Origin of the sequence: Labrys miyagiensis (assembly GCF_030160835.1) — a bacterium.
GTDB lineage: Bacteria > Pseudomonadota > Alphaproteobacteria > Rhizobiales > Labraceae > Labrys > Labrys miyagiensis.
Window position 1 is genome coordinate 140,074 of the sequence record NZ_BSPC01000048.1, and the last position, 26,287, is coordinate 166,360.

General features: G+C 64.1%; 26 protein-coding genes and 1 tRNA gene. 12 read left to right on the forward strand and 15 right to left on the reverse strand.

Annotated features, from left to right (window positions below; genetic code table 11):
- Nucleotides 1-38 precede the first annotated feature (38 nt).
- From nrdR to thiL, 6 genes are all read left to right on the forward strand, one after another.
- Nucleotides 39-521, forward strand: coding sequence for a transcriptional regulator NrdR (gene nrdR / locus QQL24_RS21845; RefSeq protein ID WP_284314411.1), 483 nt, complete (start codon nt 39-41; stop codon nt 519-521).
- Nucleotides 522-605: 84 nt separating this feature from the next.
- Entirely contained in the window at nt 606-1,760 is a 1,155-nt protein-coding gene (gene ribD, locus QQL24_RS21850) for a bifunctional diaminohydroxyphosphoribosylaminopyrimidine deaminase/5-amino-6-(5-phosphoribosylamino)uracil reductase RibD (protein ID WP_431310733.1), read from the forward strand.
- Between the two features lie 6 nt (nt 1,761-1,766).
- A complete protein-coding gene (locus tag QQL24_RS21855; protein ID WP_284314413.1) occupies nt 1,767-2,381 on the forward strand; it encodes a riboflavin synthase in 615 nt (204 codons plus the stop codon).
- A 73-nt stretch (nt 2,382-2,454) separates the two neighbouring features.
- Nucleotides 2,455-2,979, forward strand: a complete 525-nt coding sequence (locus QQL24_RS21860; protein ID WP_284314414.1) for a 6,7-dimethyl-8-ribityllumazine synthase — start codon at nt 2,455-2,457, stop codon at nt 2,977-2,979.
- Complete coding sequence (gene nusB, locus QQL24_RS21865; protein WP_284314415.1) at nt 2,976-3,437, forward strand: transcription antitermination factor NusB; 462 nt, start codon at nt 2,976-2,978, stop codon at nt 3,435-3,437. Before QQL24_RS21860 ends, nusB begins: the two co-directional genes overlap by 4 nt.
- A gap of 92 nt (nt 3,438-3,529) precedes the next feature.
- Nucleotides 3,530-4,516, forward strand: a complete 987-nt coding sequence (gene thiL / locus QQL24_RS21870) for a thiamine-phosphate kinase (protein ID WP_284314416.1) — start codon at nt 3,530-3,532, stop codon at nt 4,514-4,516.
- 234 nt (nt 4,517-4,750) lie between these two features.
- Here thiL and QQL24_RS21875 read toward each other — a convergent pair whose 3' ends face one another.
- The 4 genes from QQL24_RS21875 to QQL24_RS21890 all read right to left on the reverse strand — a co-directional run bounded on the left by QQL24_RS21875 (nt 4,751) and on the right by QQL24_RS21890 (nt 8,824).
- Complete coding sequence (locus QQL24_RS21875) at nt 4,751-6,295, reverse strand: esterase-like activity of phytase family protein (protein WP_284314417.1); 1,545 nt, start codon at nt 6,293-6,295, stop codon at nt 4,751-4,753.
- 108 nt (nt 6,296-6,403) lie between these two features.
- Nucleotides 6,404-7,213 carry an amino acid ABC transporter ATP-binding protein gene (locus QQL24_RS21880; protein WP_284314418.1) on the reverse strand — a complete coding sequence of 270 codons (810 nt, stop codon included), beginning with the start codon at nt 7,211-7,213 and terminating at the stop codon, nt 6,404-6,406.
- The gene (locus QQL24_RS21885) at nt 7,210-7,977 is read right to left on the reverse strand and encodes an amino acid ABC transporter permease (protein WP_284314419.1); all 768 of its coding nucleotides are present in this window, start codon (nt 7,975-7,977) and stop codon (nt 7,210-7,212) included. Before QQL24_RS21885 ends, QQL24_RS21880 begins: the two co-directional genes overlap by 4 nt.
- 10 nt (nt 7,978-7,987) lie before the next feature.
- A complete protein-coding gene (locus tag QQL24_RS21890) occupies nt 7,988-8,824 on the reverse strand; it encodes an ABC transporter substrate-binding protein (protein ID WP_284314420.1) in 837 nt (278 codons plus the stop codon).
- Between the two features lie 176 nt (nt 8,825-9,000).
- Between QQL24_RS21890 and QQL24_RS21895 the strand changes: the two genes are divergently transcribed.
- From QQL24_RS21895 to QQL24_RS21905, 3 genes are all read left to right on the forward strand, one after another.
- Entirely contained in the window at nt 9,001-9,720 is a 720-nt protein-coding gene (locus tag QQL24_RS21895; protein WP_284314421.1) for a FadR/GntR family transcriptional regulator, read from the forward strand.
- The gene (gene ggt, locus QQL24_RS21900) at nt 9,717-11,300 is read left to right on the forward strand and encodes a gamma-glutamyltransferase (protein WP_284314422.1); all 1,584 of its coding nucleotides are present in this window, start codon (nt 9,717-9,719) and stop codon (nt 11,298-11,300) included. The genes QQL24_RS21895 and ggt overlap by 4 nt, the downstream gene beginning before the upstream one ends.
- A gap of 313 nt (nt 11,301-11,613) precedes the next feature.
- Nucleotides 11,614-13,764 (forward strand): sodium-translocating pyrophosphatase, encoded by a 2,151-nt coding sequence (locus tag QQL24_RS21905; protein ID WP_284314423.1) that lies wholly within the window; start codon nt 11,614-11,616, stop codon nt 13,762-13,764.
- Between the two features lie 62 nt (nt 13,765-13,826).
- Here the strand turns inward: QQL24_RS21905 and QQL24_RS21910 are convergent, their stop codons facing one another.
- Nucleotides 13,827-14,840 carry an AraC family transcriptional regulator gene (locus tag QQL24_RS21910; protein WP_284314424.1) on the reverse strand — a complete coding sequence of 338 codons (1,014 nt, stop codon included), beginning with the start codon at nt 14,838-14,840 and terminating at the stop codon, nt 13,827-13,829.
- Nucleotides 14,841-14,921: 81 nt separating this feature from the next.
- On the opposite strand from QQL24_RS21910, the gene QQL24_RS21915 reads away from it, so the two are divergent.
- Nucleotides 14,922-15,194 (forward strand): DUF4242 domain-containing protein, encoded by a 273-nt coding sequence (locus QQL24_RS21915; protein WP_284314425.1) that lies wholly within the window; start codon nt 14,922-14,924, stop codon nt 15,192-15,194.
- A 241-nt stretch (nt 15,195-15,435) separates the two neighbouring features.
- Here the strand turns inward: QQL24_RS21915 and QQL24_RS21920 are convergent, their stop codons facing one another.
- From QQL24_RS21920 to QQL24_RS21960, 9 genes are all read right to left on the reverse strand, one after another.
- Nucleotides 15,436-17,067, reverse strand: a complete 1,632-nt coding sequence (locus QQL24_RS21920; RefSeq protein WP_284314426.1) for a phytoene desaturase family protein — start codon at nt 17,065-17,067, stop codon at nt 15,436-15,438.
- 80 nt (nt 17,068-17,147) lie between these two features.
- Nucleotides 17,148-17,807 carry a MerR family transcriptional regulator gene (locus QQL24_RS21925; RefSeq protein ID WP_284314427.1) on the reverse strand — a complete coding sequence of 220 codons (660 nt, stop codon included), beginning with the start codon at nt 17,805-17,807 and terminating at the stop codon, nt 17,148-17,150.
- A gap of 200 nt (nt 17,808-18,007) precedes the next feature.
- Nucleotides 18,008-18,325 carry an integration host factor subunit alpha gene (locus tag QQL24_RS21930; protein ID WP_284314488.1) on the reverse strand — a complete coding sequence of 106 codons (318 nt, stop codon included), beginning with the start codon at nt 18,323-18,325 and terminating at the stop codon, nt 18,008-18,010.
- 416 nt (nt 18,326-18,741) lie between these two features.
- Entirely contained in the window at nt 18,742-19,719 is a 978-nt protein-coding gene (locus QQL24_RS21935; RefSeq protein WP_284314428.1) for a beta-ketoacyl-ACP synthase III, read from the reverse strand.
- A complete protein-coding gene (plsX, locus tag QQL24_RS21940; protein ID WP_284314429.1) occupies nt 19,719-20,795 on the reverse strand; it encodes a phosphate acyltransferase PlsX in 1,077 nt (358 codons plus the stop codon). The genes QQL24_RS21935 and plsX overlap by 1 nt, the downstream gene beginning before the upstream one ends.
- A gap of 257 nt (nt 20,796-21,052) precedes the next feature.
- Nucleotides 21,053-21,580, reverse strand: coding sequence for a cytochrome b (locus tag QQL24_RS21945; RefSeq protein WP_284314430.1), 528 nt, complete (start codon nt 21,578-21,580; stop codon nt 21,053-21,055).
- Nucleotides 21,580-22,011, reverse strand: coding sequence for an SRPBCC family protein (locus QQL24_RS21950; protein WP_284314431.1), 432 nt, complete (start codon nt 22,009-22,011; stop codon nt 21,580-21,582). The genes QQL24_RS21945 and QQL24_RS21950 overlap by 1 nt, the downstream gene beginning before the upstream one ends.
- Nucleotides 22,008-22,331, reverse strand: coding sequence for an ArsR/SmtB family transcription factor (locus tag QQL24_RS21955; protein WP_284314432.1), 324 nt, complete (start codon nt 22,329-22,331; stop codon nt 22,008-22,010). Before QQL24_RS21955 ends, QQL24_RS21950 begins: the two co-directional genes overlap by 4 nt.
- A 251-nt stretch (nt 22,332-22,582) precedes the next feature.
- Entirely contained in the window at nt 22,583-23,947 is a 1,365-nt protein-coding gene (locus tag QQL24_RS21960) for an L-serine ammonia-lyase (protein WP_284314433.1), read from the reverse strand.
- A 149-nt stretch (nt 23,948-24,096) separates the two neighbouring features.
- Between QQL24_RS21960 and QQL24_RS21965 the strand changes: the two genes are divergently transcribed.
- Nucleotides 24,097-24,172: transfer RNA gene (locus QQL24_RS21965), tRNA-Thr, on the forward strand.
- A 332-nt stretch (nt 24,173-24,504) separates the two neighbouring features.
- Nucleotides 24,505-25,230: an outer membrane protein gene (locus QQL24_RS21970; RefSeq protein ID WP_284314434.1), complete on the forward strand. Its 726-nt coding sequence runs from the start codon at nt 24,505-24,507 to the stop codon at nt 25,228-25,230.
- 240 nt (nt 25,231-25,470) lie between these two features.
- Here QQL24_RS21970 and QQL24_RS21975 read toward each other — a convergent pair whose 3' ends face one another.
- Nucleotides 25,471-26,163 carry an outer membrane protein gene (locus QQL24_RS21975; protein ID WP_284314435.1) on the reverse strand — a complete coding sequence of 231 codons (693 nt, stop codon included), beginning with the start codon at nt 26,161-26,163 and terminating at the stop codon, nt 25,471-25,473.
- Nucleotides 26,164-26,287: the final 124 nt, after the last annotated feature.

A 26,287-nucleotide genomic window follows, 5' to 3' on the forward strand; every position in this document is an offset into this window, starting at 1 on the left:
TAATGTCGTTGTGACGTCCGCGTTCCCAGGGATATCCCATGAAATGCCCCTATTGCGGCGCGCCCGACACCCAGGTGAAGGACAGCCGCCCCACCGATGACGGAACCTCGATACGCCGCCGCCGGGTCTGCTCGGATTGCGGCGGCCGGTTCACCACGTTCGAGCGCGTGCAGCTGCGCGAATTGACCGTGGTGAAGCGCTCGGGCCGCAAGGTGGCCTTTGACCGCGACAAGCTTTCGCGTTCCATCGAGACGGCGCTGCGCAAGCGCCCCGTCAGCGAGGAGCGCGTCGAGCGCCTGGTCAACGGCCTGGTGCGGCAGATCGAGTCGCTTGGCGAGAGCGAAATCACCTCCGAGCAGATCGGCCGCATCGTGATGAAGGGGCTGAAGACGCTCGACGATGTCGCCTATGTGCGCTTTGCCTCGGTCTACCGCAATTTCAACGAGGCCAAGGATTTCACCGCGGTGCTCGACGAACTCAGCAGTGAGGACGAGGCCAAGGACGGCGCAGAGCCGCTTTGACAGAGCAGCCCTGCGCCTTTGCGGGTTGAACCGGAGCTCGCGCCTCTCTATTTGGTGCTCGACCTTTCCGGCGGATCCTGACCCATCGTGACAGCGCCCTTCCTTCCCTCCGCCATCGAGGCCTTGCGCCGTGACGAGCGCTTCATGCGCGCGGCGCTGGCTATGGGGCGGCGCGGCCTTGGCAATACCTGGCCCAATCCGGCGGTCGGCTGCGTCATCGTGCGCCGCGTCGGCGATGCCGATGTTGTTGTCGGGCGCGGCTGGACCCAGCCGGGCGGGCGGCCGCATGCGGAGACGCAGGCGCTTGCCGAGGCAGGGCCGCTAGCCAAGGGCGCCACCGCCTATGTCACTCTCGAACCCTGTTCCCATTACGGCCGTACGGGCCCCTGCGCGGACGCGCTTGCACGCGCGGGCGTGGGACGGGTGGTCGGCGCCTTGCGCGATCCCGATCCCCGCGTGGGCGGCCGCGGTTTCGACATGCTGCGCCGCTACGGCCTCGAAGTGACCGAGGGTGTACTGGCGGATGAAGCCTTCCAGGCGCATATCGGGCACATCACCCGCGTGACCTTCGGCCGCCCGGCGGTGACCGCGAAAATCGCGGTCTCCTCGGACGGCAAGCTGGCCGGCCCGGGCGGCAGGCAGGTGAAGATCACCGGCCCCGACGCCAGCGCGCGCGTCCATCTCATGCGTGCCCAGAGCGATGCCATTGCGGTCGGCATCGGCACGGTGCTGGCCGATGATCCCATGCTGAATGTGCGCCTGCCGGGGATGGCCGCCCAGTCCCCGCTGCGCATCGTCTTCGATTCCAACCTGCGCATCCCGCTCACCTCGAAGCTGGTACGCACGGCGCGTGAGACGCCCCTCTGGGTGATTGCCCGCGCCGATGCGCCAGTTGAGCCCGAGGGGGCGCTGGTGGCGGCTGGGGTGGAAGTGATGCGCATCGGCTGCGCCGCCGTGCCGGCCACGGCCGCGCCTTCACTGGACCTCGGCGAAGCGCTGCGGCTCCTCGGCACGCGCGGCATCACCCGCCTGATGGTCGAGGCTGGCCCGCATCTTGCCGCCGCGCTGATCGAGCAGGACCTGATCGAGGAATTCGTGCAGTTCTCCTCGCCCGAGCCGATCGGGGAGGGCGTGATGGCACTTACCCCCGAACTGCTGGCGAAAATCGACGCGCAACTCCCCAACCTGGCCGCGAGGATGGCCGGGCATGATACCATGATTGTTCAACGCAGGAGCTAACGCCCCATGTTCACCGGCATCATCACCGACATCGGCGAGATCATCTCGCTCGAGGATCATGGCTCGGCCAAGCGCATCGCCATCGCCTGCGGTTATCCCCTCGACTCGATCGCCATCGGGGCCTCCATCGCCAATGCGGGCGTCTGCCTGACGGTGACCACGCTGGCCGCACGAGGGAACAAGGATACGGTCTTCACCATTGACGCCTCCTCCGAAACCATCGAGCGCACGACGATGGGTGCCTGGCAGGTCGGCGACAAGGTCAATCTGGAACGCGCCTTGCGTATCGGCGACGAGCTTGGCGGCCATATCGTCTCCGGCCATATCGATGGCATCGCCGAGATCGTCTCACGCAAGGATCAGGACGGCACCTCGCATTTCGTCTTCCGGGCGCCGGCGGCGCTGTCCAAATTCATCGCCCAGAAAGGCTCGGTGGCGCTGAACGGCACCTCGCTCACCGTCAATCACGTCGAGGGCGACGATTTCAGCGTGATGATGATCCCCCACACCCTCGCCGTCACCACCTGGGGCGACGCCAAGGTGGGCGACAAGGTCAATATCGAGATCGACACCATGGCCCGCTACGCTGCGCGGCTTGCGGATGTCGCTGCCGGGCGCTAGTGAACGCCCCAAACGAAATCATTGCGCGGCCGGGACCATCCGGGCCGCTTCCTTCCAAATGAAGAGATTTGTTATGGCCGGCCCAAGGCGTGTTTCCAGCTCGTCCCGTTCTTCCGAAACCGCCGATACCCAGTTCGGCGGCCCGATTGCCCCTCACATCCTGATTGTCGAAGCGCGTTATTATGATGAGATCGCCGACGGTCTGCTCACCGGCGCCACTGGCGCCATCAAGGCGGCGGGCGCCACCTTCGATGTGATCACCGTGCCCGGCGCTCTCGAAATTCCCTCCGCCATCGTCATGGCGCTCGACGCTGCCGCCCAGCGTGGCCGTGCCTATGACGGCGCCGTGGCGCTCGGCTGCGTGGTGCGCGGTGAGACCACCCATTACGACATCGTGGCCGGCGAAAGCTCGCGCGCCCTGATGGACATCTCCGTTCAGCGCGCCCTTCCGCTTGGCAACGGCATTCTCACGGTCGAGAATGACGAGCAGGCCCAGGCGCGGGCCAGCATTTCGGAAATGAACAAGGGCGGCGGCGCCGCCGACGCAGCCCTGCACATGGTTGCACTGAAACGCCGCCTGCATGGGGTCGAGGCATGAGCCGGGCGCAGAAACGCTCCGCCGCGCGCCTTGCCAGCGTGCAGGCGCTCTACCAGATGGACATCCGCGGCAGCAGCGTCGTGGAGGTGCTGGCGGAGTTCGAGAACCATTGGATCGGCCAGGAGATCGAGGGCGTCGAATATTCGCCGGCGGAGGAAGGCTTCTTCCGCGATATCGTCGGCGGCGTGGTGCGCGAGCAGCGCACGATCGATCCCAAGGTCGACCAGGCGCTTGCCGATGGCTGGCCGCTGAAGCGGGTCGACGCCATCATGCGCGCCATCCTGCGCGCCGGCGTCTATGAGCTGTCGTATCGCCGTGACATCCCGCCCAAGGTGACGATCTCCGAATATGTCAACGTCGCCCACGCCTTCCTCGACCGCGACGAGGCCGGCATGGTCAACGCCGTGCTCGACAAGATCGCCAAGGCGGAACGCGGCGACCACCTGCAGGCTTCGTAATTTCCTGGGATCGCCGGCATCCTGCCGACCTCTTTTCTGCGAAAGCAGCGTTTCCAAGAGCAGGCAGGATGCCTGCGATCCCAGGGGCATCCATGGCAAGCCTCACCGAAGACCAGTTGATCAGCCGCTACTTCGCGCCACTCGCGACCGACAATGGCGCACGCGGTCTCACCGACGATGCCGCCACGCTCAGCGTGCCCGAGGGCCAGCACCTCGTCGTCACTACCGATGCGCTCGTCGCAGGCGTGCATTTCCTCCCCGATGATCCGCCCGATCTCATCGCCCGCAAGTCCCTGCGGGTGAACCTCTCCGATCTCGCGGCCAAGGGAGCCACGCCGCATGCCTATACGCTCTGCCTCGCCTTGCCGGAGGGTTGGCGCGAAGAATGGCTGGCGCGCTTTGCCGAGGGGCTCAGGCAGGACGGCGGGGAATTCGGCTTTGCCCTGCTCGGTGGCGATACGGTGAAGACGCCGGGACCGCTGACCATCGCCGTCAACGCCTTCGGCCTCACGCCCACCGACCGCATCCCCCGCCGCGACGGTGCACGGCCGGGCGATAGCCTCTATGTCTCCGGCACGATCGGGGACGGTGCTCTCGGGCTGCTGACGCGGACAGGGCAGGGCGGGCTCACCGACCTTGCGGCAGAAGATCGGGACTATCTCATCCGGCGCTACCTTCTGCCCCAGCCTCGTACCGGGCTGGCGGCGGCCGTACTCACGCATGCTTCCGCGTCCATGGATATCTCGGACGGCTTCGTGGGGGATCTGAGCAAACTGCTGCGCGCCTCAAAGGTCTCGGCCGATGTCGAGCTCGAGGCCGTGCCCCTGTCCGAAGCCGCAAGGCACGCATGCGCCCTCGACGCGGCGCATTTCGAACGGGCCCTGACGGGTGGGGATGACTATGAGATCCTCTGCGCCGTGCCGCTCGGGGAAGGCAGCGCCTTCGAAGGCATGGCGCGGGCCCTCGGGGTGACGGTGACGCGGGTCGGCACGGTGACCTCAGGCAGCGAGCCGCCCCGTTTCCTCGAGGGGGATGGCCGGGAGAGGAAGTTCGGGCGGGGCAGTTTCAGTCATTTTTGATGGGCGCTACCGGGGGGCGGATCTTCAGACCCGGCTCTTGACCGCGCCCGCCACCAAGGGGCCGGGTCTGAAGACCCGCCCCCCGATGCTGTCCTCAAACACATCGCGCCTCAGGCAAGGGCGAGTCTTGGTGTGCCGACCTCCAGGTCGGCACGGAACCGCATCGTTCTGAAGAAAGAGCGCCGACCTGGAGGTCGGCACACCAAAGAGCGGACTGGAAGTCCGCGCTCCCGGTCACTTCGCCGCCAGCGCCTTGGCCAGGTCCTCCGGGAGCGTCAGCCGGTAGGCCAGCACCATGGTGTCGTTGGTCAGGCCCGCATCATAGGCCGAGCCCTTCATCATGCCCTTGGTGGTGAGGAAGTCGTTGTCGTTGCCGATGAACAGGAAGGCATCGTTCGGCGCCGCCGGATCGAGGGCCGGCACCAGCGTCATGGCTTCCCACTTCTCTCCAAGCGTCAGGTCGTTGGCCTTGGGATTGTCGATGTTCATGCCGAACTTTCCGAGCTGGGTCGTATTCAGCATGTTGACCAGCATCTGCGACTTGGCCGGCGTGATCGAGGCATCGAGCACATCCTTGCCGTCCTTCTCCGGGGCGATCGGCTTCACGCCCGTCTCATATTCGGTGCCGGCGAGGTTGGTGGCGCCGGCGGTGTCGACAACCAGCACGGCCTTGACCATTTCCGGGGCCTTGCAACTGCAGCCATGGCCGGTGCTGTCGCGGGCGAGCAGCAGGAAGCGGTGATCGTCGAGAGCGACCATCTCGCTCTGTGCCGCGGTGGCATCGATCTTGCCGTCGCCCTTCTTGGAGTAGACGGGCAGCTCGATGGCATAGACGGCCTTCGGTGTCCTGGGCAGCGGATCGGCGGAGATGTCATAGACATAGATACGGGTGACGGCGCGGTTCTGCTGGCCCTTGGCGCCGCTGTCCTGCAGCGTGGCGCTCTGCAGCACGGCCAGCAGGGTCTTGCCGTCCGGCGTGATCGAGGCCGCTTCCAGACCCTGATTGTTGCGGCGGCCCGTATCGGGCGCATCGAGCGAGGTGTAGTTGATCTTGCCGCCCTTCATCGGCGTGAGCGCCGGGCCTGGTGGGATCATGCCCTTGAGCTTGCCGTCGGGACCGAAGAGATAGAGGGCGGCGGCATATTCATCGCCGACATAGAAGCTGCCATCGGCGCGATAGGTCAGCGCCTCGGCATCGAAGGAGAGCGAGCCGGCGCCGAGCGTACCGGCGGGCGGGATCGGCAGCGTGTACCCATCCATCGTCACGGTGTTGGAGCCGGGGTCGGCACCGGTGGTGGGCTTGCCGTCGAGGCCCGTGAGAAACACCGCCTTGTCGTCGAGCGGCTTGAGGACGACCTGCGACTGCGAAGAGGTCGCGGCCGGCAGATCAGGGCCGGAATAAGGTGTGAAGCTGAGGTCGAAGGCCAGCACGCGGCCCTGATAATCGAAGAACAGGTTCTTGTCGGGATCGTTGTAGCCGCGATCGGGCAGGGAGTAGAGGCGTCCGCTATAGCCGGTGGCGGTCTTGGTCCAGCTCCTGGGGTCGATCGCCATCGAGGAGAAGGAGCCGAGCGAATCACCCTTGGCATCCTTGAGGTCGGCGCTCAGGCGACCGACGCCCACCAGTCCATGATTGATGAAGGTGCCGCCGGCGAAATCGATCTTGTCATCGCCGGCATTCGTCGAGACGAAGGGCGCCTTGTAGGCCAGCGGCTCGGCATGCGCGGCGATGGGCAGGGTCGCAGCAGCGATGAGAAGGGCGGTTCTGAGAAGGCGCATGGTTTCCTCGCAGGGCGGCTTGCATCGGGGTTTCCTTGGCAAGCCGGCGTGACAGGGGCATGACAATCCTTACGTGTACCACGGGGCTTACCCGTCGCTGCGATACGTTCAGATTGCCGGTCTCGCCTCATCCACCAGCGCTCCCGCCACGCGGGCCAGGAAGGCCCTGGTGCGGTCCGACTTCGGGGCGGTGAAGAAGATCTCGGGTGGCGCTTCCTCCACCACCTTGCCCGCGTCCATCATCACCACCCGATCGGCAACCTCGCGGGCAAAGCCCATCTCATGGGTGACGACGATCATCGTCATGCCATCGCGGGCAAGTTCCTTCATGACCTCGAGGACTTCGCCGACCATCTCCGGATCGAGGGCGCTGGTGGGCTCGTCGAACAGCATGAGCGTTGGCTTCATCGCCAGCGCCCGCGCGATGGCGACACGCTGCTGCTGCCCGCCCGAGAGCTGCGCGGGATAGGCGGCCGCCTTGTCGCCGAGGCCGACCCGGGTCAGCAGGGCCATGGCCTCGGCCTGCGCCGTCGCCTGGTCGACCCCCAACACCTGGACCGGCGCCTCGGTAATGTTGCCGAGTGCCGTCAGATGCGGGAAGAGGTTGAAGCGCTGGAACACCATGCCGATCTCGCGGCGCTGGCGGGCGATGTTGCGCTCGCTGTCCTCGATGAGCCGCCCCCGCGCCTCGCGATAGCCGATGAGGTGGCCGTTGACCATGATCCGGCCCTTCTGGATCTTCTCCAGATGGTTGATGCAGCGCACGAAGGTCGTTTTGCCCGAACCGGAGGCCCCGACGATGACCACGACCTCGCCGCGCTTCACGGTAAGCGAAACACCCTTGAGCACCTGAGCCGGGCCGAACCATTTCTCGACCTCCTCGGCCTCGACCACCCATTGCGAACTGCCCTGGTTCATGGCGTGCCTCCGAACAGGCCCGCGAGGAGCGAACGCCGCGCCGGCTTGCTGCGCGTCTCGGCGAAGGGCGCGCTGTAGCGCTCCTCGATCAGGCGCTGCAGGAAGCCCCACAACGTCGTCAGCGACAGGTAATAGAGCGCGACGACGGAATACAGCTCGAACACGCGGAAGGTCGCCGAGGTCACCATCTGCGTCGCCAGCAGCAGTTCAGGCACGCCGATGACGCTGAGCAGCGTGGTGCTCTTCAGCATCGAGTTGAAGTTGTTGCCCAATGGCGGAATGATGACGCGCGCCGCCTGCGGCAGGATGATGCGGCGAAGCAGCAGCCCCGGCGTCATGCCGAGCGATTTGGCCGCTTCCGTCTGGCCCCTGTCGATCGAATTGATGCCGGCCCGGATGATCTCGCACATATAGGCTGCCTCGTTGAGGCTGAGCGCGATGATGCCGGCCTGCACATTGCCGGGCAGCACCACGAAGCCGAGATCGATGTCGTGGAAGTGGATGATGTTGGCGGCCGCCAGCGCAGTGTAGATGAACACGATCTGCACCAGCAGCGGCGTGCCGCGCATCACCCAGACATAGAAGCCGGCGAGCCCACGCAGGATGCGCAGCCGCGAGAGCCGGCCGAGGGCGGCGAAGAGCCCCAGTGTCGTGCCGATCAATTGCGACACGACGCTGATGCTGAGCGTGAGCCAAAGCCCGTGCAGATAGATGCTGCTGGGCTCGAGCAGATAGTGGAAGAAGACGCTCCAGTTGAAGATCATCGGCCAGACCTCACAGGGCGTCCCGCTCGATGCCCCATGTCTTCAGGATGTTCATGTAGGTGCCGTCCTTGTGGACTGCGTCCAGCGCCTGGGCGAAGGCGGTTTCGAGATCCTTCTCGTCCTTGCGGAAGGCCGCGCCGATGATCGTGCGCGAGAACGGCTCGCCGGCGATCTCGAAGAGGTCGGGTGCCTGCGTGAAATAGTAGCCGGCGGTCTTCACGGTGGTGCCGTAGGCGTCGACCTGGCCGACGCGCAGGGCCTGGAAGGCATCGGTATCTTTCGGGAACACCACGATCTGCGCCGGCGCCTTGTTCGCGCCTGCCAGTTTCTTGTTCTCGTCCTCGATCAGCGATTGCACGGTCGTGCCGTTCTGCACGGCGACCTTCTTGCCGGAAAGGTCATCGAGGGTCTTGATGCCGGCGGGATTGCCCTTGAGCACCACCATGGACTCGCTGGAATTGAGATAGTCGACGAAGTCCACCACCTCGCGGCGCGCCGGTTTGTCGTAGAGCTCGGACATGATCATGTCGCACTGCCTGGCGACGAGGGCGGGGATGATGTCGTCGAAGATGACGTATTTCCATTCGGTCGCGACACCCCATTGCTTGGCGATGGCGTTGCCGAGATCGACCTCCGCGCCGACCAGCGTGCCGTCCTCCTTGTAGAAGGAGAGCGGCGGCGAGCCGATATCGGCGCAGATCACCACCTTCTTGGCCGCTGCGATGGCGGGTGGCGGTGTGATGGCTTGGGCCTGGGCGGCCTGCACCAGGCCGACGGACAGGATGGCTCCGGTAAGGGAGACCAGGCAGGAACGCATACAAGGCAAAAGGGCACGTGGGACGCGCATGGTGTGATGCTCCGGTTGGTTTGCCAGCCTGGCCCTTCTGTCTGGGACCAATTTGTATGGCGATATCAATATTGGTGCATACTCTATGGCGCATGGGCAAGAAAAATTGCATTTACGATAGACATTTGTACTTTGATGCTGATAATCGCTGAAACCAATAACAAAATTGGTTCCAAATGAATTCAAAAGACCAAGCCATCCACAGCCTGCTCGCGCTCGTGAACAGTGGCCGCTATCCATCCGGGGCGCAGCTTCCGCCGGAGCGCGAACTGATCCTCGAGCTCGGGGTGAGCCGCCGCGCCTTGCGCCATGCCCTGGAGATGCTGGAGGCCGAGGGGCGGCTCTGGCGCCATGTCGGCAAGGGGACCTTCGTCGGCAGCAGGCCGCCCGAGCGGGAACTCGGCATGTCGCTGATCACCGCGAGTACCAGCCCGGCCGAACTCATGGATGTCAGCCTGTGGATCGAGCCGACCTTTGCGCGTACGGCCGCTCTGCGGGCGAGCCGCATGGACATCGACAATCTGCGCTACCTCCTCGGCCGCAGCGCCGCCGCACGCGACCCGGTTACCTGGGACATCTGGGATGTGCGCCTGCACCGGGCCATCGCCGAGGCAACGCACAACGCGTTGGCCGTGGCGGTCTTCGACAGCCTGAATGCCGTGCGCGACGAGGGGGCTTGGAGGCGCCTGCGCAACGATCCGACCACACCGGCACGTTTCGACGAACTCACCGCTCATCACCGCGAGATCGTCGAGGCGATCGCCAGCCACAATCCGCCGGCGGCTGAAGCGGCGATGCGCCGGCACCTGCGTTCCGTCCAGCATGCGCTCCTGCTCGACGAGGGGGCCGAGCACGGCATCCCACCAACAGGCTCATTTCAGGAATCGATACTATGAGAGATTTGCATTTCCCTGGTCGTTCGCCCGTGCGTGCGACCGGAGCTGTGGTCGCGACCTCCCAGCCCATGGCGAGCGCTGCTGCCCTGGCGCTGCTGCGCGAAGGCGGCAATGCCATCGATGCGGCGATCTGCGCTGCGGCCGTGCTCGCGGTGGTCGAGCCGCAGTCGACCGGCGTTGGCGGGGATGTCTTCTGCCTCTACGTGCCTGGCGGCAAGGGCGAGGTCATCGCCTATAATGGCGCGGGCAGGGCGCCCGGGGCCGCCCATATCGATTGGTATGAGGAGCGGGGCATCACGGCCATTGCCTCCGACAGTCCTCATTCCGTGACCATTCCGGGCGCCATCGATGCCTGGTGCCGCCTGTCGGCCGATCATGGCCGCACGCCGCTGGAGCGCGTGCTGGCGCCCGCCATCCATTACGCCGAGAAGGGCTATGTCGTGCATGACCGCGTCGAGGCCGATTGGCGGGAGACGCAGGTTCTGCTCGCCCGCGACGAGGCGGCGGCGCGCATCTTCCTGCCCGGGGGCAGGGCGCCGCGGGCAGGCGACGTCCACCGCCAGCCCGAATTGGCGCAGACGCTGCGGCGCATCGCAAAGCTGGGACGCAGCGGCTTCTACGAGGGTGAGGTCGCCGAGGACCTGGTGTCCCGCCTCAAGGCGGCCGGCGGCCTGCATACGCTGGATGACTTCGCGGCGGCACAGGGCAATTACGCCAGGCCGGTCAAGACGAGCTATCGCGGCGCAGAGATCTGGCAGATGCCGCCGAGCAACCAGGGCCTCACCGCCCTGCTCATGCTCAATCTCCTCTCCGGGTTCGACCTTGCCGGCCTCGATCCGCTCAGCGCAGCGCGCTTCCATCTGGAGATCGAGGCAGGCCGGCTCGCTTACCAGGTGCGTGATGCCCTGATCGCCGATCCAGCCAAGGCGAAGGTCGATATCGAAGGACTGTTGTCGAACGCCTATGCCGACCGGCTGCGGGAGCGGATCTCGCCCGAGAGGGCGCTGGAACTGCCGGTTCGCGCCATGGAGCCTTCTGACACCGTCTACCTCTGCGTGGTCGACAGCGACCGCAATGCGGTGAGCTTCATCAACTCGACCTACTGGTCCTTCGGCAGCGGCCTGGTCGGCCCGAAATCGGGTGTCGTGCTGCAGAATCGCGGCGCCGGTTTCCGCATCGATCGCAAGCACCCCAATTGCATCGCGCCGGGCAAGCAGCCGCTGCACACCATCATGCCCGGCATGGCGATGCGCGACGGGCACGTGCTCGCCCCCTTCGGCGTGATGGGCGGCGATTACCAGCCCTTCGGCAATGTCCATGTGCTGACCAATGTGCTGGACTATGGCATGGACCCGCAGGCAGCCATCGATTTCCCGCGTGTGTTCCACAACCGGACTGCCGCGGTGGTCGAGCGCAGCGTTCCACCCGCCGTCATGCGCGGCCTGCAGCAGCGCGGCCATGCGGTCGGCATCGCGGAGGAGGCGCTGGGTGGCGGCCAGATGATTCTGATCGACTGGGAAAAGGGCACCCTGACCGGCGGTTCCGATCCGCGGAAGGATGGTCTGGCGATCGGCTATTGATGCCATCCACATGAGAGGCGTGATCGAGCAGCCGTGAAGCCGAAGATGCGCTCATCGGCAATCAACCGGGGATATCGAAATGCGCCTGTCATCTTCGGGCGCTTTACTTCGCGGAAGTTACCCTGTCCGCCAAAGAACTTCGACTGAACGCACCGCGTTGGTTGCACTGCCTCTCTGATTTTGGCAGCATCGGGGCAATCCGGACATTTCACGGCGTCCGGTGGAGGATTCGCCGCACCGACACTACCTCGGCTTTCAATTAGGGGCGGGGCTTGGCAGCTTGTGCGAGTAAAGGACAAGGAAAACGACGTCCATGCTTTCATTGTGGGTTATTATCGCGTGCGGGGCGCTTTCCCTCGTCTACGGCGCCTGGGCCTTTCAGTCGGTGATGGCGCAGCCAGCCGGCACTGCCCGGATGCAGGAAATCGCCGGCTTCGTGCGCGAGGGCGCGCAGGCGTATCTGCGTCGCCAGTACACGACGATCGCAGGCGTCGGCATTATCATCTTTGCCCTTGTCTGGTATTTCCTCTCCATTCCCAGCGCGATCGGCTTCGCCATTGGCGCTATTCTCTCCGGTCTGGCGGGCTTCATCGGCATGAACATGTCGGTGCGGGCCAATGTGCGTACAGCCCAGGCTGCGATGAACTCGCTCGGCGCCGGCCTCGAGGTCGCGTTCAAGGCGGGCGCCGTCACCGGCATGCTGGTGGCCGGTCTCGCGCTGCTGGGCGTGTCCGTCTACTATTACGTGCTCACCGGCCCGATGGCTCTCAGCTTCGCCGATCCCAAGCAGGCGCGCGAGATCGTCGACTCGCTGGTCGCGCTCGGCTTCGGCGCCTCGCTCATCTCGATCTTCGCTCGTCTGGGCGGTGGCATCTTCACCAAGGGAGCCGACGTCGGCGGTGATCTCGTCGGCAAGGTCGAGGCCGGCATTCCCGAGGACGATCCACGTAACCCCGCCACCATCGCCGACAATGTCGGCGACAATGTCGGTGACTGTGCCGGCATGGCGGCCGACCTGTTCGAGACCTATGCGGTGACCGTGGTCGCCACCATGGTGCTGGCCGCCATCCTCTTCGCCGGCACGCCGGTGCTCTCCAACGTGTTGCTCTATCCGCTCGGGATCGGTGCGGCCTGCATCGTCACCTCGATCATCGGCACCTTCTTCGTCAAGCTCGGTGCCAACCAGTCGATCATGGGCGCGCTCTACAAGGGCTTCATCGCCTCTGCCGTGCTCTCCATCGGCGGCCTTGCCATCGCCACCCATTTGCTGATCGGCTGGGGCACCATCGGAACCGTGGCCGGGCGCGCCATCACCGGCAGTGCCTTGTTCTCATGCGGTCTCGTCGGCCTGGTGGTCACCGGGCTAATCGTCTGGATCACCGAATATTACACCGGCATCGGCTATCGCCCGGTACGCCAGATCTCGCAGGCCTCCGTCACCGGCCACGGCACGAACGTCATCCAGGGCCTCGCGGTCTCGCTGGAAGCGACCGCCCTGCCGACCATCGTCATCGTCGCCGGCATCATCGCCACCTACATGTTGGCCGGCCTGTTCGGCACCGCCGTGGCGGTGACCACGATGCTCGGGCTCGCCGGCATGGTGGTGGCGCTCGACGCCTTCGGTCCGGTTACCGACAATGCCGGCGGCATCGCCGAAATGGCCGGCCTGCCCAAGGAAGTGCGCAAATCCACCGACGCGCTCGACGCCGTCGGTAACACCACCAAGGCCGTCACCAAGGGCTATGCCATCGGTTCGGCCGGCCTCGGCGCCCTGGTGCTGTTCGCAGCCTATACGTCGGACCTCACCTACTTCTCCGCGAATGCAGCGCAATATCCGTATTTCGAAGGCGTGCAGCCCAACTTCTCACTGGCCAATCCCTTCGTGGTGGTCGGCTTGCTGCTGGGTGGGCTCATCCCCTATCTGTTCGGCGGCATCGCCATGACCGCCGTCGGCAAGGCGGCCTCGGCCATCGTCGAGGAAGTTCGCCGCCAGTTCCGCGAGAAGCCCGGCATCATGAAGGGCACCGAGAAGCCCGACTACGGCAAGGCAGTGGACCTGCTGACCCGTGCTGCCATCAAGGAAATGCTGATCCCCTCGCTGCTGCCGGTGCTGTCGCCGATCGTGATCTACTTCGTCGTCCTCCTGATCACGGGCTCGAAGTCGGACGCCTTCGCCGCAGTCGGCGCCATGCTGCTCGGCGTGATCGTCACGGGCCTGTTCGTTGCCATCTCGATGACGGCGGGCGGTGGAGCCTGGGACAATGCCAAGAAATCGTTCGAGGATGGCTTCATCGATGCCAACGGCACCAAGCATCTCAAGGGTTCGGAAGCGCACAAGGCTTCGGTGACCGGCGATACGGTCGGCGATCCCTACAAGGACACGGCCGGTCCGGCGGTGAACCCGGCCATCAAGATCACCAACATCGTGGCCTTGCTGCTGCTGGCGATCCTGGCCCATCACTGAGCCTCAGGATCAGCACAGGTTCGAAGAAGGAGGGCGCGATGCCCTCCTTTTTTATGAGTTGCTCAGGCCGCGCAGCGCCATTCGGCGGGTGAGCGACCGAGATGGCGCTGGAAGGCACGGCTGAAGGCTTCCTCGGAGCCGTAGCCGACCTCTTCGGCAATTGCCGCCATCTTGAGGTCGGTTGAGCGCAGGAGATCGGCGGCGAGCTGCATGCGCCATTCGGCGAGGTAGCGGATGGGTGCTTGGCCGAGAACGTCGCGAAAGCGCGCATCGAGCACCGAACGGGAGGTAGCCGCGCAGCATGCCAGATCGTCCACCGTCCATTTGCGCGCCGGAGCGGCGTGGATCAGTGCGAGCGCCCGACCGATGAGGGGGTCGCCGGTGGCGGCCAGCCAGCCGGTGCCGTTCTGATCCTGCTCGCAGTGGAGCCGCAGAACCTCGATCAGCAGCAGTTCGGGCAGTCGCGAGAGCATCATGGCGCTGCCCTGGCGGGGCTGCTCGCTCTGGTCGAGGGCATAATTGATGCAGGCCCGGATCCACTCCGCGGTTGGCCCCTTGGGCGGACGAACCCGGAAGATCGGCGGCAGGCGGCGCATGAAGGAGTTGAACAGGAGATCCCCGCAGCGCAGATAGCCGCAGACGATCTGCGCCGTCTCGCCGCCGCCCTCGACACGGCAAGTGGGGATACCCTGCCAGGGCGGCGTGGGCAGCAGCGTGGCGATCGGCACCGGCTCGGCCCTCTCCAGGCTGCCCATGGCATGCTGGTGGGCATGCGGCAGCACCACGATATCGCCCGCTTCGGCCTCCACCCGGAAGCCGCAGGCGCTCATCCAGACACTGCCCTCGCGCACGATGTGAAAGAGGATGAGACGGGCCGTGCCCGGCGCCAGCAGGGCGATGAGATCCGGATTATCCGGGGAGGAGAGCGCCCAGGGTGCGGAATATTCCCCGTGCAGGAACACGGCGCCGGAGAGCCGGATATGAGCCAGCACGTCTGAGAGAAGGTCAACTCTTTGTGTTGCAACTGCAACATCAGGGGTTTCGATCAAAGGCCTCGGTGAGTCGATCATGGTCATGAGACGAGCTCCGGGTGATCCTGTTGCCACTCAAGGGGAGCACATTGCTCCTGTGGAGGAACCAACAATTGGGAGGCACTTATGCCAAAATTCGTAATCGAGCGTGACATGCCCGGCGTGGGCGGACTGACACGGCCGGAATTGCAGGGCGCATCACAGAAATCCTGCGCGGTGCTCGGCGCCCTCGGCCCGCAGATCCAGTGGATCCACTCCTATGTCACGGACGATAAGATCTACTGCATCTATCTTGCGCCGGACGAAGGAATGGTGCGCGAGCACGCCAAGCGCGCCGGCTTCCCAGCCAACAAAGTATCACAGGTTCGGACCATTATCGAGCCGATGACGGCGGAATGACAACTCCGATCTTGTGAGACCCCGGCGGCCGGAACGCCCGACACATCCGGCCGTCGGACCCCTTTATTGATCTGCAAAGCCTGAACCCAGCATTACCGAAAAAAGGCTCGGATTTTGTCATACCCGGGCTTGTCCCGGGTATCCAGGCACAACTTCCCCGGCAAGGGCGCTTCCTGGATTGCCGGGGCGAGCCCGGCAATGACAAAAGTCGAGGCTCCCGCGATTTTCCGGGTCAGGCCCTTCACACCCGGTCGCAGAGCATCTCACGGGCGGCATTGTGGCCCGGGGCGCCGGTGACGCCGCCGCCGGGATGGGTGCCGGAGCCACAGATATAGAGCCCCTTCAGCGGGGTGCGGTAGTCGCCATAGCCCAGCATCGGGCGGGCGGAGAAGAGCTGGTCGAGCGAGAGCGCGCCGTGGAAGATGTCGCCGCCGACCAGTCCGAAGATGCGTTCGAGATCGAGGGGCGTCAGTACCTGTCGTCCCAGCACGCTCTGCCGAAAGCCGGGGGCGTAACGGTCGACCGTCTCGATCATCAGATCGGCGACTTCCTCCCGCCGTTCGTCCCAGCTCTGGCCGCCTGGAAGCTGCGGCGCCACATATTGGCAGAACAGGCTCGCGACATGCCGGCCCTGGGGCGCGAGCGTATCGTCGAGCGTCGAGGGGATCAGCATCTCGACGATCGGGGCCTTGCTCCAGCCGGTGCGCCTGGCGTCGAGGAAGGCGTCTTCCATATAGGCCAGGCTCGGCGCGATCACGATGCCGGCGGTGTGATGGATGCCCTGCTCATGGCCGGGCAGGGCCGTGAAGCTCGGCAACTCGGACAGGGCGACATTCATGCGCAGCACGCCCGATCCCACCTTGAAGCGGCGGATGCGTCGCAGGAAATCGGCTGGAACCGCATCCTCCGGCACGATCTTGTTGAACAGCAGGCGCGGCCCGATATTGGCGGCCACCGCCTTGGCGCGGACGATGCGGCCATCTTCCAGCAGCACGCCGGCGGTGGCGCGCTTCTCGACGATGATCTCCTTCACGGCTGCATCCGTCTCGATCTCGGCACCGGCCTCCCGCGCGGCGGCGGCCATCGCCTGCGTGATCGCGCCCATGCCGCCGATGGCATGGCCCCAGGCGCCCTTCTTGCCGTTCACCTCGCCGAAGACATGGTGCAGGAGCACATAGGCCGAGCCGGGTGTCGAGGGCGCGAGGTAGGCGCCGATGATCGAATCGAAGCCGAACAGCGCCTTGACCTCCTCGCTCTCGAACCAGTCGCCGAGATAATCGCTGGCCGACTTCGTGAAGAGATCGAGCAGCACGCGGCGGTGATGCATGTCGAGCTTGGCGAGGCGGTGGCCAAGCTTGCCGGCCCTCAGCAGTTCGGGCAGCGAGCTCAACCAGCCATCGTCGGAGACATTGGGCGGGGTCTGCAGGATGAGGTCGCGCAGCACATCGGCAATGGTGTCGATCTCGGCGCTGTAGGCGGGGAAGCGCTCGGCATCCCGGGTGCTGAACCTGGCAATCTCGGCCTGCGTCCGGCCTTCGCCCGAGAGAATGTAGCGCCCGTCCGGAAAGGGGAAGAAATTGGACGCCTGGCGTTCCACGATCCTGAGGCCGTGGCGGGCAAGCTCCATGTCGTGGATAATCTTGGGATTGAGCAGGCTGACCGTGTAGGAGGCGACCGAATTGCGAAAGCCGGGATGGAATTCCTCCGTCACGGCGGCGCCGCCGACCACGGAGCGGCGCTCCAGCACCTTCACCTTGCGGCCAGCCCGCGCCAGATAATAGGCGCAGGTCAAGCCGTTATGGCCGCCCCCGATGATGACGGCGTCATAGGCCACCTGTGCTGCCGCGCCCTGCTGCGATAATGCTCCAGCCAATTTCCTGCCTCTTCAGCATCGCGCCGGGAGCAATCCCCAGGCCCCGCCAGACAACGATGCGATGTCAAAGATCCGCAGCATCAACTACGCGCGGCGTCAAGTATGCGCTTGCACTCGTCGAGTTCCATCAGGACGGTCTGCAGGCGGCGGCGGTCGTCCCGCACCACTCCCGGCGGCGACGACGCTGCACGGCTCTCGGCCGGCGGCGGGGCAGGGCGGCTTTCGGCCCGTATCGGCGGACCGGCAAGCGAGGACAGCGGCAGAGATTGCTGGGCCGGCGCCGGCTCGTAGCTCTCTGCCTCCTCGTCGAGCGAAGGCTCGAGACGCTCCTCCGGCATATCCTCATAATCATCGGCCGCATCGCCATGGGCCGGGGTTTCCGCCTCCGGCCATTCGGCGCGCTCGCGGCGGCGGTCTTCCTCATCCGCCCGCGGGATCACGGCGACGGGCGGCACATAATCCTCGCTCTGGGCGCGGCCGATCTCCATGACATGGCGGTTGCCGCGCTCCTTGAGGATACGCTGCACGCCCTTGATGGTGTAGCCCTCGCCATAGAGGTAGTAGCGGATGCCCTTGAGCAGATCGATGTCGTCGGGCCGATAATAGCGCCTGCCGCCGCCACGTTTCAGCGGCTTGATCTGGGTAAAGCGGGTCTCCCAGAAGCGTAGCACGTGCTGCGGAAGATCGAGATCTTCGGCAACTTCGCTGATGGTGCGAAACGCGTCAGGTGCTTTTTCCATGGCCCCGAACTCCTGACCGGAAGGCGGCTAAGTTTGCTCCACCTTATCAGTCGACCGATTCTGCCATGAAAGACAAGCATTTGTCGCGTCTTTCCAACCCAAAACATCATCGCAAGGTATAAGCGGGCCACTTTCGATGACGCCGCGTAGCCTTCCGCAAGGTTGTGACGAGGGCCGGCGCATGTCCTGCCCGGCTCGGATCATTCGTCCGAAACGCCGTCAAGGGTCTCGCCGTTGATCTGGGCCTTGAGGATGTTCGACGGCTTAAACACCATCACCCGCCGCGGGGAGATCGGCACTTCCTTGCCAGTCTTCGGGTTGCGGCCGATGCGCTCGCCCTTGGAGCGCACGACAAAGGAACCGAAGGAGGACAGCTTCACCGTCTCGCCCCGTTCCAGACAACTCGAAATTTCATGGAGCACAAGTTCGACGAGCTCTGACGACTCGGTCCGCGACAGGCCTACCTTCTGATAAACCGCTTCGCAAAGATCTGCTCTTGTGACGGTATTTCCCGCCATCGCTTTCATGCCCCTCGCTGGACAGACACCCTGCCTGATACGGGCAGCCTGTCGATTGTTCGATCACTGCAGTTCCAGATTACGCAATTGAACTATGTTCAATATCCGGCAATGACCGTAGCACCACCGTGAAATCCACTCCGCAATCCCCACCAGTGTGGCCAGGATTCAAGTCCCGACTCTATGTCACTGAAAAAGCGAAGCTATTGACGAATGCGGCCAAGGTCAACCTCCAATCGAGGCCGGAGTCATCTAGCGCGCAATGTGGCGCGAAATGATGCTTCGCAGACGCGGGACCGTGTAAAGAAAATTGCGCCATACGGGCGATCCCGTGCGCGCACAGGGGCACTTCATGCCGCAGTGCACACTTACTGATGGCCGCAACGCGGCGATGAGTGAGGAGGACTGGTCCGTTGTTACCAGCGGATGAGCGCAGCGCCCCAGGTGAAGCCGCCACCCATGGCCTCCAACAGGACCAGATCGCCCTTCTTGATGCGCCCGTCCTTGACGGCGACGTCGAGAGCCAGGGGGATCGAGGCCGAGGACGTGTTGGCGTGGTCGGCCACGGTGAGCACTACCTTCTCCGGCGCCAGGCCCAGCTTCTCGGCCGTGGCGTGGATGATGCGGCTGTTGGCCTGGTGCGGCACGAACCAATCAACCGCATCGAAGGGCAGGCCGACATCGTCGAGCGTGTCATGCAGGATCTGTGGCACCATGCCGACGGCGAGCTTGAAGACTTCCTTCCCGTCCATGCGCAGCTTGCCGATCGTGCCGGTGGAGGAGACACCACCGTCGACGAAGAGCTTCGACTTGTGGGTGCCGTCCGAGCGCAACCTCGCGGCCAGTATGCCCTCGTCATGGATCGAGCCATCGCCCATGGTGGCTTCGAGCACAACGGCGCCGGCGCCGTCGCCGAAAAGGACGCAGGTCGTTCGGTCGTTCCAGTCGAGGATACGCGAATAGGTTTCGGCGCCGATCACCAGCGCATGCTTGGCCGAGCCAGAGCGCAGGAAATTGTCCGCGATGGAGAGGCCATAGACGAAGCCCGTGCAGACGGCCTGGACGTCGAAGGCAGCGCCGCCCGTCATGCCGATATTGGCCTGCACGGTGGTGGCGGTGGCCGGGAAAGTATTGTCGGGCGTCGAGGTCGCCAGTACGATCAGGTCGATGTCCGAGCCTTTCAGCCCGGCCTCGGCCAGCGCCCGTTCCGCCGCCTTGGTGGCGAGATGGGAGGTGAACTCTCCCTCGGCCGCCTGGTGGCGGGCGCGAATACCGGTGCGCTGCACGATCCATTCATCGGAGGTGTCGACGATCTTGGCGAGATCGTCGTTGGTGACGCGCTTTTCGGGAAGGTAGGAACCGATACCCCGGACCACGGAACGAAGCGTTGCCATTATGCTGCATCCGGATTGGCTGCAGCAGCGGCCGTCACGGCGCGGTGGTCGAAGCTCAGGCTTTCGGTGATCTTTTTCATCAAGTCTTGTTTCACCATATCATAGGCCAATCCGATGGCCGCCGCATAGCCTTCGGCATTGGCGCCGCCATGGCTCTTGATGACGATGCCGTTGAGGCCGAGGAAGACACCGCCATTGACGCGGTTGGGGTCGAGCTTTTCGCGCAGGGCCTGGAAGGCGCCGCGGGCAAAGAGATAGCCGATGCGCGCCATCAGGGTACGCGACATGGCCGAACGGAGATAGGAGGCGATCTGCTTGGCAGTGCCCTCGGCGGTCTTGAGGGCGATGTTGCCGGCAAAGCCTTCGGTAACGACGACATCCACCGTGCCCTTGCCGAGATCATCGCCCTCGACGAAGCCGTGATAGGTGAGGTCCGGCAGGCTGGTCTCGCGCAGGATGCGGCCGGCTTCGCGCACCATTTCGAGGCCCTTGACCTCCTCGACGCCGACATTGAGCAGGCCGACGGTAGGCTGCTCGACCCCCAGCACGATGCGGGCCATGGCCGCACCCATCACGGCCATGTCGATCAGGGCATCCGAATCCGCGCCGATGGAGGCGCCGACATCGAGCACGATGGATTCCCCGCGCAAGGTCGGCCAGAGGGCGGCGATGGCGGGGCGGTCGATCTCGGCAAGGGTGCGCAGGCAGAAGCGGGCCATCGCCATCAGTGCGCCGGTATTGCCCGCCGAGACGGTGGCATCGGCATCGCCCTTGTTGATGGCGTCGATGGCGAGCCACATCGAGGATTTCTTGCGGCCATAGCGCAAGGCATGGCTCGGCTTGTCGTCCATCCGGATGGAGATATCGGTATGATGGATGCTGGAAACCGCTGCGAGCTTGGGGCGCGCATCCAGTAGCGGACGCACGGCCGTCTCGTCGCCATAAAACACGAAGCTCAGATCGGGATGGTGGAGGAGCGCGACTTCGGCGCCGGGGACCACGACCGTGGGGCCGTGATCGCCACCCATCGCATCAAGGGCGATACGAATTTTCGAAGCCCGATTGTCGGAAGCCATGAATCGCTCGAGAGCCCTGTTTCGTCTGTCCGCTGCGCGCGGTCGGAAGGCGCTGCGTTTTGCAGCAAAAGACCATGCACCACAAGAGTATAACGAAGGTTGACGGCCGGAATTTCGCCGTCATCCCCCGCGCATAGCCCTGCCCGATGGCAGATTCTCACGTCAGAAAGATGATGATTTTGACGATTCTGGGGAAAGCGCGCTTATTCTTGTGAGCCCATGGGTGGCGGGGCACAACGGCGCAAGGCTCCGGAGCTTCAGGAGCGGCGTCCGAAATTCATGCGCCGGAACAGGCCGTCCTTCAGGACGACATGATGATAGAGCGCGGCAACGATATGCATCGCGATGAGGCCCGCCAGCAGGAGGGCCAGCAGAAAATGGGCGGTAAAGGTCGGATAGGCTGCAAAGCTCCGGGGCAAGGGATCGCCTGAATTGGCGAAGACGATGGCGGGAAGGCCGGCGAGGATGCCGGTGGCATAGCCCGTCGCGACCATCAGCACGATCAGCAAATAGAGGCCGTAGTGAGCGGGCGTGGCCAGGCGGTCGAGCAGCATGTTGCCCGTCGGTGCGGCTGCCGGCCTGGCGGTGCGCCAGCGCACCACCAGGCGGATGACCGTCAGGGCAAGGATCAGCATCCCACCGGCCATGTGCCAGCGCAGGATGGCGATCTTGCCGGCGGCCTCATTCGGCATGGTTGCGAGGAGGCCAAAACCGACGAAAAGAGTGGCGATGACAAGAACCGCCGAGAGCCAATGCAGCGCCACGAGGAGAGGGTGGTAGCGCATCAGGCAAGGCCCGCGACGATGCGCTCGAGGCCGGCCAGATTGCGCCGCCAGCCATGAAGAGCGCCCTGATAATTCGCCTCCTCCTCGGCCCGGAATCCGGACTGTTCCATGCGTACCAGCGTGCCACCCTCGGTGGGCGTCAGCGTCCAGGTCACCACGGTCTTCAAGCCGTTGGCCGCCTCCGCGCCGGAGGCGTTCCAGCTGTAGGAAAGGCTCTCGTGGGGTTCGAGCGCAAGTACCTCGCAGTCGAGCACGCCGTTCCAATAGGGCATGGGGTCCGTGCGGAAATTGAATCTGTGGCCGAGCCTGGGCTCGAAATCGGTCTTCATCAGCCACTCTTCGATCAGCGGCCCCTGGGTGAGGGCGCGCCAGATCTTCTGAGGCGGATGCGGCATCAGCCGCTCGACGACGACGGAACGATTGGCAGTCATTGGTCCATCCTGTTCAAGAGATCTTCAAGCCGGTCGAAGCGGTCCTGCCAGAAAGCGGCATGGAGGCTCATCCAGTCGATCAGCGGCGCGAGGCCCTGGGGCCGGGCACTGTAGTGGGTCTGGCGTCCTTCGGGGCGGTCCTGCACGAGGCCGGCGAGCTTGAGGGCGCCCAGATGCTTGGAGATGGCAGGTTGCGAGACACCGGAATGATCGGTGAGGGCGCGGACGGTCAACTCCCCCTCTCGTACCAGGCGTTCGAAGATCGCCCGGCGCGTGGGGTCGGCGAGGGTCCGGAAGAGGGTGTCGGATGCCGCGTTCATCGCAATTCATAACTCCATAGTTATTAATAACTTTGCAGTTATGGATTTGTCAAGCCGGTATGCCGATCGTGAAAAGGGCGTTCGCATTTTTGGGAAAGGCGCACCAAGCGCGGAGTGGCGATTACCAATCGCCATCTTTCCTGCCCGTGAACCTTATGTATGCAGCGCCGACAGCCAAGATTGGCGATCGGTGATCGCCACTCCGACCCTGCGCCTCGCCATGGCGAGCCACTGTCTGTCGGCTTCTACCCTCAGCACTCCACCGCGTTGACGGCGAGGCCGCCCTGCGAGGTTTCCTTGTATTTGGACTGCATGTCCGCGCCGGTGACGCGCATGGTGGTGATCACCTGGTCGAGGCTGACCTTGTGGGTGCCGTCGCCACGTAGGGCGAGGGAGGCGGCGGCGATGGCCTTGTTGGCGCCGAAGGCGTTGCGCTCGATGCAGGGGATCTGCACCAGGCCGCCGATCGGGTCGCAGGTCATGCCGAGATGATGCTCCATGCCGATCTCGGCGGCGTTTTCCACTTGCGCGATGGTGCCGCCCAGCGCCGCGGCTAGGCCGCCGGCCGCCATGGAGGCGGCGACGCCGACCTCTCCCTGGCAGCCGACCTCGGCGCCCGAGATCGAGGCGTTCATCTTGAACAGCATGCCGATGGCGGCCGCGGTGAGCAGGAATTCGTCGGCGCCTTCCTCGCTGAAATCGCAGAAGTCGTGGTAGTAGCGCAGCACGGCTGGGACGATGCCGGCCGCTCCATTGGTGGGCGCCGTGACCACGCGTCCGCCCGCGGCGTTTTCCTCGTTCACGGCGATGGCATAGAGCGAGACCCAATCCATCACCTCATGCGGCGCGCGGACATTGCGGCCGATATCGGTGAGCAGGCGGTCATGCAACGCCTTGGCGCGGCGCTTGACGCGCAAGCCGCCCGGCAACTCGCCTTCCAGGCTCATGCCACGGTCGATGGCGGCATCCATCACCGCGCGGATGCGGGCGAGGCGTTCGCGGATGGCGGCTTCCGGCTGGCTCGCCTTTTCGTTGGCCATCACGACGCCGCCAATGGTGAGGCCATGCTCGCTGCCGATGCGCAGCAAATCAGCGGCGCTGGCGAAGGGGTAGGGGACTTCGACGGCATCCTTCGCCACGGCGCTCTCGCCCTCGGCCAGCACGAAGCCACCGCCGATGGAGAAATAGAACTCGGTGAGCAGCGCGGTGCCATCCTCGTCCCAGGCAGTGAAGGAGAGCGTGTTGGGATGGCCCTTGGCTGGCGTCTTGCGGTCGAAGATGATGTCGCGATTGCGCTCGAAGCTCATGGCGCGCCGCCCGCCCAGCGCCATCATGCCCTTGGAGGTCGCTTCCTCCACGATGGTGGCGACCGCCTCCGGATCGACCGTCTCGGGCTCCTCGCCGGCCAGGCCGAGAATCACGGCGATATCGCTGGCGTGGCCATGGCCTGTCCAGGCCAGCGAACCAAAGAGCGTGGTCTCGACCCGGTGCGTGCGGACGAAGTGGCCTTGCTTGCGCAGCGACTGCACGAAGCGGCCCGCCGCCCGCATCGGGCCCACGGTGTGGGACGAGGAGGGGCCGATGCCGATCTTGAAGATGTCGAAGACACTTATCATCGGCAGAAGACTCTCCTGAAACGCCGCTGTGACTGGACTGCAACAATCGAAACAGGTTGCCTTTGGGCGACTCGTAACAAATATTACATCAATTTTCGTTGCACAGGAAACTTGCGCCGCGAGGCCTGAATTGCTACCCCAAAACCGACGCCGGTTTAGCTCAGCTGGTAGAGCAACCGCCTTGTAAGCGGTAGGTCGCGTGTTCGATTCACGCAACCGGCACCATCATATTCATTTTGCATCTCAGGGGCTTATACCCTACTTCGGGTCTCCTGTCGGAAAGTTATTCCGACACACAGGCGGTAGCCGTTCCGACAAAAATATCTGATTTTGTTCTCAGCGAGTCTCACTGTGGCGCGCCGAGCGGCTTTTTTTGCGATGTTGGCCAACTGGCGGTCGATGGATTTCATGTAGGGCGGCAGCACGTTCGAGTGCTGGTGGAAGCCATGTCGCTTCCCGGTAACAGGCTTGCCCAAAACTTTGTCATATCGGGATGTTTGGGCGCAATCCCATTTGAATCCCCTTGGTCCCGAGCATAATGATGATGCGGGTATCGAATGGGGCTGTCTATGTATTCAGGTCGTGTTGCCGTTGCCGCGGTGGCGGTTTTCTTTTCGACATCGTCGATCCATGCTGCGGACCTCGCCGCCGCACCAACGGAACCCGTGGCGCCCGCAATCGCGCCGTATGACTGGAACGGCCCCTATATCGGCGTCCACGCGGGCTATGGTTGGGGCCGGGAAGAGGACAATCAGGGGGACTTGTTCCCCGGTTTCAGCGATCCAAGGTTGGTAATTGCGACCAGTGCCGACAAATTTGACTTGGATGGCTTTGTCGGCGGTGCTCACGCCGGCTACAACTACCAGATCGACCGGTTCGTTCTCGGTGTCGAAGGCGATCTTGACTACACGAACCTGAGTGGCAGTGCGCGAGCGGTTTATGCCGGCGGCGCCGTTGTCCGCACTTTGGAGCTCAAGACGGACTGGCAAGGCTCCGCGCGTCTTCGTGCCGGTTACGCCATCGACAACCTGCTGCTCTACGCCACCGGCGGCGTTGCTTTCGCCAATGCCAAGCTCACGACGGCCGGCCAGGACTCCAGCAACACCCATATTGGCTGGACGGTGGGCCTAGGTGCCGAATATGCCTTCACTCCGAGCTGGATCGGCCGCGCCGAGATTCGCTACAGCGATTTTTCGAAGAAGAGCTACGAGACAGTTGACGGGCCGGTAAAGGCCGGCTGGAACCAGACCACGGCAACACTCGGCGTCAGTTACAAATTCTGAGACATCAGCTGTTCAGAGGGCGCCGTTTTCACACATCGGTGCCTCCCTGTCGTCACGCCTGACGATGTCGCGTAACGGCCAGCTAGGCTGAGATGAGAGGCTTGGGCAGCACCTCGCTTTGAAACTTAGGGCGTTTTACCCTCAGATCGAATCACCAAGAATCGCAAAATGCATTCGCTACCAGCGAGCTGATCTGGAACCCCGCTCCTGCCTGAATGCATTTTGCTCTGGGGCGTGTCGTCAGAATTTGTAGCTGACGCCGATCAGGCCCACGGTTTCATGAAAGCCCGCCTTGAAGCGGACACCCGAACCCACCGTAAAGTTCGATTTGCCAAAATCGGTATAGCGAACCTCCGCACGACCGACCCAGTGATCGTCGAAGGCATACTCGACGCCTGCGCCGGCGGTCCAGCCAACGCGCGTTTTGGTCGAGGAGCCGGCAAGGGTGCCGTTAAGAATGGTCCAACGCTCGCGTATATCGCCGATAGCCATGCCTCCGGTCGCATAGACCAGAAAGCGGTCAAAGGCGTAACCGACGCGGGCGCGGATTGAGCTTTGCCAACGGTTCCTCATGTCAAGCCGGCTTGCCCCGCCCGCCTGTGCTGTGTGGTCGTTACCCTGGATGCCGCTCAAATCGGCGTCTGCCTCCAGGCCGACAACGAAATTGCCGTCGAACTGCTGGTTGTAGCCCCCATGGATACCGCCGAGCACGCCGTTGACGTCGAAACGATCCATCGCCTCCGCCAAGGTGGTATTTCTCAGCGTGTCGTGCTCTCGTCCCCAGCCATAGCCAATATGCGCGCCGACGTAAAAACCCGTCCAATTGTAAGGTGTGACAACGGCGGGCGCAGGCTCCGCGGGTTCCGGTGAGAGATCCGCCGCGAATGCGGGTACTGGGGAAAGTAACAACATCGCCAATACGAATCTTTTCATGACGTTCCAGCCCCGTGCCAAGGAAGAATCGCAAATATATGTGCCATATCGCAGTATGAACGGTCAATCTTTCCGTTGCGTTCTTTATCACTCCATAGTCTTGAGTTTCAACTTAGCGATAAGA

Coding starts and splice junctions, on each gene's coding strand:
- nrdR (WP_284314411.1), top strand. CDS start 39: ATGAAATGCCCCTATTGCGGCGCGCCCGACACCCAGGTGAAGGACAGC.
- QQL24_RS21855 (WP_284314413.1), top strand. CDS start 1,767: ATGTTCACCGGCATCATCACCGACATCGGCGAGATCATCTCGCTCGAG.
- QQL24_RS21860 (WP_284314414.1), top strand. CDS start 2,455: ATGGCCGGCCCAAGGCGTGTTTCCAGCTCGTCCCGTTCTTCCGAAACC.
- nusB (WP_284314415.1), top strand. CDS start 2,976: ATGAGCCGGGCGCAGAAACGCTCCGCCGCGCGCCTTGCCAGCGTGCAG.
- thiL (WP_284314416.1), top strand. CDS start 3,530: ATGGCAAGCCTCACCGAAGACCAGTTGATCAGCCGCTACTTCGCGCCA.
- QQL24_RS21875 (WP_284314417.1), bottom strand. CDS start 6,295: ATGCGCCTTCTCAGAACCGCCCTTCTCATCGCTGCTGCGACCCTGCCC.
- QQL24_RS21880 (WP_284314418.1), bottom strand. CDS start 7,213: ATGAACCAGGGCAGTTCGCAATGGGTGGTCGAGGCCGAGGAGGTCGAG.
- QQL24_RS21885 (WP_284314419.1), bottom strand. CDS start 7,977: ATGATCTTCAACTGGAGCGTCTTCTTCCACTATCTGCTCGAGCCCAGC.
- QQL24_RS21890 (WP_284314420.1), bottom strand. CDS start 8,824: ATGCGCGTCCCACGTGCCCTTTTGCCTTGTATGCGTTCCTGCCTGGTC.
- QQL24_RS21895 (WP_284314421.1), top strand. CDS start 9,001: ATGAATTCAAAAGACCAAGCCATCCACAGCCTGCTCGCGCTCGTGAAC.
- ggt (WP_284314422.1), top strand. CDS start 9,717: ATGAGAGATTTGCATTTCCCTGGTCGTTCGCCCGTGCGTGCGACCGGA.
- QQL24_RS21905 (WP_284314423.1), top strand. CDS start 11,614: ATGCTTTCATTGTGGGTTATTATCGCGTGCGGGGCGCTTTCCCTCGTC.
- QQL24_RS21910 (WP_284314424.1), bottom strand. CDS start 14,840: ATGACCATGATCGACTCACCGAGGCCTTTGATCGAAACCCCTGATGTT.
- QQL24_RS21915 (WP_284314425.1), top strand. CDS start 14,922: ATGCCAAAATTCGTAATCGAGCGTGACATGCCCGGCGTGGGCGGACTG.
- QQL24_RS21925 (WP_284314427.1), bottom strand. CDS start 17,807: ATGGAAAAAGCACCTGACGCGTTTCGCACCATCAGCGAAGTTGCCGAA.
- QQL24_RS21930 (WP_284314488.1), bottom strand. CDS start 18,325: ATGGCGGGAAATACCGTCACAAGAGCAGATCTTTGCGAAGCGGTTTAT.
- QQL24_RS21935 (WP_284314428.1), bottom strand. CDS start 19,719: ATGGCAACGCTTCGTTCCGTGGTCCGGGGTATCGGTTCCTACCTTCCC.
- plsX (WP_284314429.1), bottom strand. CDS start 20,795: ATGGCTTCCGACAATCGGGCTTCGAAAATTCGTATCGCCCTTGATGCG.
- QQL24_RS21945 (WP_284314430.1), bottom strand. CDS start 21,580: ATGCGCTACCACCCTCTCCTCGTGGCGCTGCATTGGCTCTCGGCGGTT.
- QQL24_RS21950 (WP_284314431.1), bottom strand. CDS start 22,011: ATGACTGCCAATCGTTCCGTCGTCGTCGAGCGGCTGATGCCGCATCCG.
- QQL24_RS21955 (WP_284314432.1), bottom strand. CDS start 22,331: ATGAACGCGGCATCCGACACCCTCTTCCGGACCCTCGCCGACCCCACG.
- QQL24_RS21960 (WP_284314433.1), bottom strand. CDS start 23,947: ATGATAAGTGTCTTCGACATCTTCAAGATCGGCATCGGCCCCTCCTCG.
- QQL24_RS21970 (WP_284314434.1), top strand. CDS start 24,505: ATGGGGCTGTCTATGTATTCAGGTCGTGTTGCCGTTGCCGCGGTGGCG.
- QQL24_RS21975 (WP_284314435.1), bottom strand. CDS start 26,163: ATGAAAAGATTCGTATTGGCGATGTTGTTACTTTCCCCAGTACCCGCA.